This window comes from Prosthecobacter sp. (assembly GCF_029946185.1).
Classification (GTDB): domain Bacteria; phylum Verrucomicrobiota; class Verrucomicrobiia; order Verrucomicrobiales; family Verrucomicrobiaceae; genus Prosthecobacter.
In genome coordinates this window covers 1-6,259 of record NZ_JAQSEA010000211.1, presented here as the reverse complement: position 1 = coordinate 6,259, position 6,259 = coordinate 1, and the positions used below count along the sequence as shown (strand labels likewise).

The 6,259-nt window shown below is 60.4% G+C and carries 4 protein-coding genes; 1 reads left to right on the top strand and 3 read right to left on the bottom strand.

Going from position 1 to position 6,259, the window contains the following annotated elements; all coding sequences use genetic code 11:
- Positions 1 to 146: 146 nt before the first annotated feature.
- The gene (locus tag PSV43_RS17915; RefSeq protein ID WP_300200485.1) at positions 147 to 2,987 is read left to right on the top strand and encodes an ice-binding family protein; all 2,841 of its coding nucleotides are present in this window, start codon (positions 147 to 149) and stop codon (positions 2,985 to 2,987) included.
- 236 nt (positions 2,988 to 3,223) lie between these two features.
- Here PSV43_RS17915 and PSV43_RS17910 read toward each other — a convergent pair whose 3' ends face one another.
- From PSV43_RS17910 to PSV43_RS17900, 3 genes are all read right to left on the bottom strand, one after another.
- Entirely contained in the window at positions 3,224 to 4,102 is an 879-nt protein-coding gene (locus tag PSV43_RS17910; protein WP_300200482.1) for a GH25 family lysozyme, read from the bottom strand.
- A gap of 761 nt (positions 4,103 to 4,863) precedes the next feature.
- On the bottom strand, positions 4,864 to 5,382 hold the full coding sequence (locus PSV43_RS17905) for a hypothetical protein (RefSeq protein ID WP_300200479.1): 519 nt from the start codon (positions 5,380 to 5,382) through the stop codon (positions 4,864 to 4,866).
- 351 nt (positions 5,383 to 5,733) lie between these two features.
- Positions 5,734 to 6,259: YaeQ family protein (locus PSV43_RS17900; RefSeq protein WP_300200476.1), on the bottom strand; the 526-nt coding region annotated here is incomplete at its 5' end.

Genomic DNA, 6,259 nt, shown 5'->3' with positions numbered 1-6,259 from the left:
GAGATCCGCAAGGATTATCTAATACAACGCTTAGACACTCCTTCTTATTGAACCTAAAAAAAAACGTTACTATGGGGTGAACTACCCATTGACACTTTTACCTTATAAATTTAATATATAATTCTATGAATAAAATATTCGCTTCAATGTCCCTATCCGCGCTTTTAAGACGCGCCACTTGGTGCTTCATCTCCACGGCGGCCTTTGCTGGATTCCATGCCTCTGGCGCTGAAGCTCCGATCGTGTTGGGGCAGGCCATTGACTTTGCAGTGCTCGCGGGTTCCGGCATCACCAACACGGGGACGACCACGATCCTCGGAGACGTGGGCACCTTTCCGACGCCGACCATCACGGGGTTTGGCTCGGTGACCCTGACGGGGACCAATCACGGAGGAGATGCCATCACCCAGGCGGCGAAGGGAGACCTGCAGACGGCTTTCAATGATGCGGCGGGCCGTCTGCCCACGATCATCTATGCACCGATCACCGACCTCGGCGGACTGATCCTGACGCCCGGGGTGCACAACGACCCCAGCTCCTTTGGGATCACCGGCACCCTGACCTTGGATGGGGGGGGAAACTCCAATGCCGTGTGGATTTTCCAGACGGGCTCCACCCTCGTCACCGCGACCAACAGCATGATTGTACTGATCAATGGGGCCCAGGCGGGGAACATCTTCTGGCAGGTCGGCAGTTCGGCCACTCTCGGGGTCAATTCCGCGTTCTCCGGGACGATCCTGGCGGCGACTTCCATCACTCTTGAGACGGGCGCGAGCTTGGACGGACGCGCGCTGGCCCTGAATGGTGCGGTGACCATGGACAACAACGCCATCGCCATCGTGCCGCTGCTGGCGGGCGCGCCGACGCATTGGCTGGGCGCAACGGATGGGCTTTGGACGGATGTGGGAAACTGGGCCACCGATGTGACCGGCACTGCAGCGGTGGTCATCCCCTCCGCGACAGATAACCTCACCTTTTCTGCCACCGGCGCGACCAACCAGAGCACGACACTCGGCGCGGATTTCACGATCAATACACTCACGATCAATGACCCGACGCCGGTCACCATCGCCGGAGCCAACACGCTGACGATTGCCGGAGATCCGGGCCTCACAGTCAACAGCGGCGCGGGGCTGCTCACGATCTCCAGCGGTCTGGCATTTACGGGGGCTGCTCCTATTGTGACGGTGAACAACGCCGGCGGAGCCCTTCTCAGCGGCACAGTCACCAGCAACGGCAGCCTGATCAAAGCTGGCACAGGCGTTCTGGGCATCAGCGGGGCGACCACGGTCACCGGCCCTGCCAGCATCAATGCAGGCACACTGAGCATCGCCCCTGGCGGCAGCTTCACCGCCCTCACCACCACGGTGGCCTCCGGCAGCACGGTCTCGGTGGCCGGCTCCCTCGTCTCCCCTACCGTCAATGTCCTGCTGGGTGGCAATCTCAATGGCGCTGGCACCATCACCGGAGATGTGACCAACTTTGGCACCGTGACTCCTGGCGCTGCCGTGGGTGCGCTCACCATCGATGGCTTTTACACCCAGGACGCCACAGGCCTGCTCGTCACCCAGCTTGTATCCCCGGCCAGCTTTGATCAATTGCTCATCTCCGGTGCGGCGAACCTCGGCGGCACCTTGGTGATCAGCACCCCCGGCGGATTTAGCCCGACTCTAGGAGACAGCTATAACATCATCAACGCTGGCAGCGTTACAAGTCCGTTCACCACGGTGGTCAATCCCTTCGAGGGCCCGGGATCGCTGGTGAGGCTCGCCTTGGTGTACACCCCGACTGGAGTCTTCGTGAATGCGGTGCAGAACACGTTTGTCAACGCGCTGAGCCTCATCCCGCTCACGCCGAATCAGACGGCCGTGGCTGCCGCGCTGGACGCCTCCTTGGGAGATGTCCGCCAGGCAGCGGTGCTGGGCTTTCTCAACGGTCTGAACATCAATGATGTGCCCAATCAGCTCAACAAGATCGCCCCGGAAGAGCTGACCGCCATTTACAGCATCTCCTTTGCCCAGCTCGACACTGAAATCTTCAGCGTACAGCAGCGTCTGGCCTCCATCCGCAGTGCGGGCTGGAGCCATTCCTACGTGAACCATGAGCAAACCACGAGCGCGAAAGATGTCTATGCAGTCGGTCCGGTACCCTCGGTCATTTCTCGCGACACTTACCGCTATGGGTTCTTTGCCAATGCGACCGGCCAGTATGCCAGCCTCGGCAACACGGGCAATGCGAACGGCTTCGATGTGCAATCGGTCGGCAGCACCGTCGGCGTGGATGTGCGCTTCAATGAGAACTGGGTCCTGGGTGCGACCCTGGGCTATGCGCGGTCCAACAGCGATCTCACGGACGGCGGCTCACTCACCGCAGACGGCATGCGCGCCGCAGTGTATGCCATGTATCTGCAGGGTGCCTTTTACACCGAATTTTTGGTCGGTGGCAGCTTCAACAACTACGACACCCGGCGCAGTGCTCTGGGTGGCACAGCCCAGGGCAGCACCCGCAGCACGAGCTACGACCTGTATGTCGGCACGGGCTACAACATCGACGTGAATCAATGGACCTTCACCCCCATGGCCTCCCTGCGCTACACCGCTGTGAGCATCGACAGCTTTGAAGAAACCGGCTCGCTGGCGCCCCTGCGCTTCGGCTCACAGGAGCAGAACTCGCTGCGTTCCCGCATCGGCATGCGTGCCGCCTACACCACCCTCTGTGGGGAAACGCGGATCACCCCATCTCTCGGCCTGCACTGGCAGCACGAGTTTCTCGACAACGAACTCGCCATGACCTCCCAGTTTGCCAACGGTGCCGGCAACCCCTTCACCTCCACGGGTCCCAAGATCGGACGTGACAGCGCCCTCGTCTCGGCGGGCCTCAATGTCGGCTGGAGCCGCTACGCCGTTTACCTCGCCTATCAGGCCGAGTTGTTCCGCCAAAACTACGACAGCCACACCGTGCTCGTAGGCTTCCGCGTGATGTGGTAAATTCCCGCCGGGTGGGTTTTCGCCTCGGCTCTGTTTTAGTTGGGCTGATTCGCGTCAAACAGTCCCGCGCGATTCTGAAGGCGAAAGCCGGGTGGCATGCCAGATCGTGGTATGGGTGTAGCCATGGCCGCCTGTCTGTGAGCGCGCCGAAAACCTCCCTGCAGCTTTGGTTTTTTAAGGACGCCATCCCCAGCGGAGCGCTGAGGGACCAGGATGGTCCCTCTCCTGAAGCAGTCTCACCGCCATGCGACCACTGCGGAGGAGTGTGAGCGGTAGTATTTCTCAAACGCGGCATGCGAGCCGTTGAAGAAGCTGCGGTCACAGAAATGGCGTAGCGAGGCACGGCCGCCGCTGCGGGTGTAGGCACCGCCCACGTTGCCGGAAAACTCGGGGCCGAACAGGGCCGTCTTCGGATGGCCGCTGATGTCGCCGCAGTACTGCCAGAACGTCCAGGTGCCAAACACGCGGGGCACGCTGAAGGTCATGTGCGTGGAGGTCTGCTCGCCGTAGCGGGGAATCCACAGGCCGCAGGCTTTCAGCACGGCGCGCTGGGCAGAGGTCAGCGCCTCCAGCTCGCGCTCCTGCTGGGCAAAGGTGGGCATACCAGGAAGTGGCACGCTGCAGTAGAGCAGCGGCCAGACGCCGGTGTGCGCCCGCACATGCTGCGCGGCCCAGGCGAGCTGCGACCACGAGACGCGGTCCCGCCCTTCATTGTCCAGCACCATGAGCAGGGGATGAGCCGTGGTGCCATTGCGCCGCGCAGTGCCGGCCACCTCGCGGATGAAGCGATCAAGCTGCGGCTGCAGATTTCCTGCGCGGTTCACATAATGATACGCGCCCCACTTCAGCCCGGCCACGCGCGCGGCGCGCTCGCGGCGGGCGTAGTCCACATCGCTCTGGGTGCCGCCACGCGTGGCGCGGTGGATCATCAATTCCACGCCCATGCTGCGCAGCAGATTGGGGCGCACCACGCCGCCGTCCCAGCCGAAATCGACGGTGTTGTTGAGCAGCGAGCGCGCGTGATGCACGGAGACCGTCTCGGTGCGGATGGGGGCGCAGCTCGACAGCAGGGCAGCGGTGGCGATGCTGATGCAGACGAGGGCACGTGAGTTCATGCGCTGTTTTAGCGGGGATGCGGGAGGGGAGTCAATGGCATTCGTGGGGTATCCGGATTCGCCCCCCTGGACAAGTAGTCCCGTTGTTCATTGACGGATCGAAGACACCAATAATCCAATTGCAGCACCGAAAAAAAGAGCCGGGAGCAAGCGACGAATGAACCAGTGAAACCACGTTGCATCGTGACTACCGACGCAACGAGGCACCATGACGCCGAAGACAATCAATGCAGCAGCAATTACAAGTTTCATACTTCAGTTTAATCCGAGAGTTCATATGCACAATCGACAGCGGCACCATCACTGCCTCACTGATCCACCGTCCGCGTCACCAGGATTCGATACTCTAGGATCGAGGACAAGTTCGAGTAGGAGTTAGAGGATGCCTGAGATGAATGGCACTTGATTAAGGGTGTAGATCGTGAAACTCACTGCTTGCGCGCAGCGCTCCAAGGAGCGCGGAATTTATTCCGCTGCACTCCGTAGCACACACCTGCCCCGCTTTGGCACGCTGCCTTCGCGACACCCAACATCACCGTGTTTGCGGCATTCAGTGCGAGCCATCACACGTCCCACGCGGACGACCTGCTGCGGACTAAAGTCCCGCGCTCCGTGACACTTTTCGGCTTCGTCAGTGAGTGGATGATTTCATCGACTCCCGCCTTTTCAAGAACCATTCCTGCATGCCCTCTTTTCTCCGGCTGCCGAGCGCGGCCTCGATGAGATCTGGAACCCAGTGGCTGACGGCAGCCTGACCTGAACTATTTGCGGGTATTGGCCTTGAACATCTGAGGTGTCACGATGCAGCCGATGCTGGAGACATCCACATCTCCCCAGACCCATTTCGAACTGCTCTTGAACGGCAGCATGTAGGGCTCGGCGAATTCACCTTGCACTGCTTTCGCCTGCTTCTTGAATCCGGCAAAATCGGCAGGAGTGAAATCGCTGACGGTGGAGTCCGGCAGTAGCTTGAACGAGCCTGCCGTAAAGCTGACCATTTGCGCTCGATCTGTGGACATGAACAGCAGCATGAAGCGCCCCTTGCCGAGTGTGTTCTTGAGTTTCACCAGGATGCGGTCGCCTGCCTTGAGTTCGAATTCGGGTGACTCTGACTCGTTCAGATTTGCCTGGTGAACCTGGGCACCATTGAGAAGAATGACAGCCTCATCATCCACGGAGACAAAGAACTTGCCTTTGATGGCGGGGGCAGTCGCAGTTGCGAATTGCGCCTGGGCTTGCAGTCCGAGAACGAAGAATAAAAGGGGGAGGAGGTGCTTCATGGTCATTGATCGTGGATGGAAAGAGTAGGCTGGCGTTCTGAACGTCCTAACGTTCTGATGCGCCAAGAGGCTGCGGTCAACTCGAAATTATGCAGGAGGAGAGGGAGCCATCTCTTTAGAAGGAATAGGCAAGTGCCTGATTCCTGCGTGGGAGGGATCTGATCGCGCTGCGTGAAGCACGGAGATTTCTAAGCGATGAGAACCGAGCCTCCAGCAGCGAGGCGACTTGAAACTTGAAACTTGAAACCTCAAACTTGAAACGTAGCGCCGTGATCGAGAACGAGGACGATTTCACTTCGGCAGCACGCCTTGACCGCTTGACGAGTCTTGACCCTCTTGCCCCCCTCCCATCTACTCCCCACCACACAGCTTCACCATCCGTATCTCCACCGTGCGGTCCCCTTCCCCGACAAACAGCACGCCTTCCTGCAGGGTGACGGTGAGGTCCATGGAGCGCTGCGCGAGTCCGCCCAGGGCCTCGCTTTCGGCGGCGGGGATCTGCCAGACGGTGAGGTTGCTCACGCGGGTGAATTTTCCGGCGAGCCCGGCCCACCACGCGGCGGCGTTGCTGGCAAAGCTGTACACGCTCACCTTCTTGGACCGGCCGCAGACGCGCACCAGTTTCTTCTCGTCGGGCTGGCCGAGCTCGATCCAGTGCATGAGCAGGCCGGTGAGGTCATGCTGCGCCAGCGCGGGCTCGTCGGCCTCCCACAGGTCTTTGCCAAATTCGAGCTTGCCGAGGTCGTTGTTCTCCGGGGCATTGAGGATGAAGGCCAGCAGCCGGATCATCATGCGCTCCTCCGTTTCGGAAGGGTGCCGCGCGAGGGTGAGGGTGTGGTCGCTGTACACGTTGCGGTCCAGATCGGAGAAGGAGACG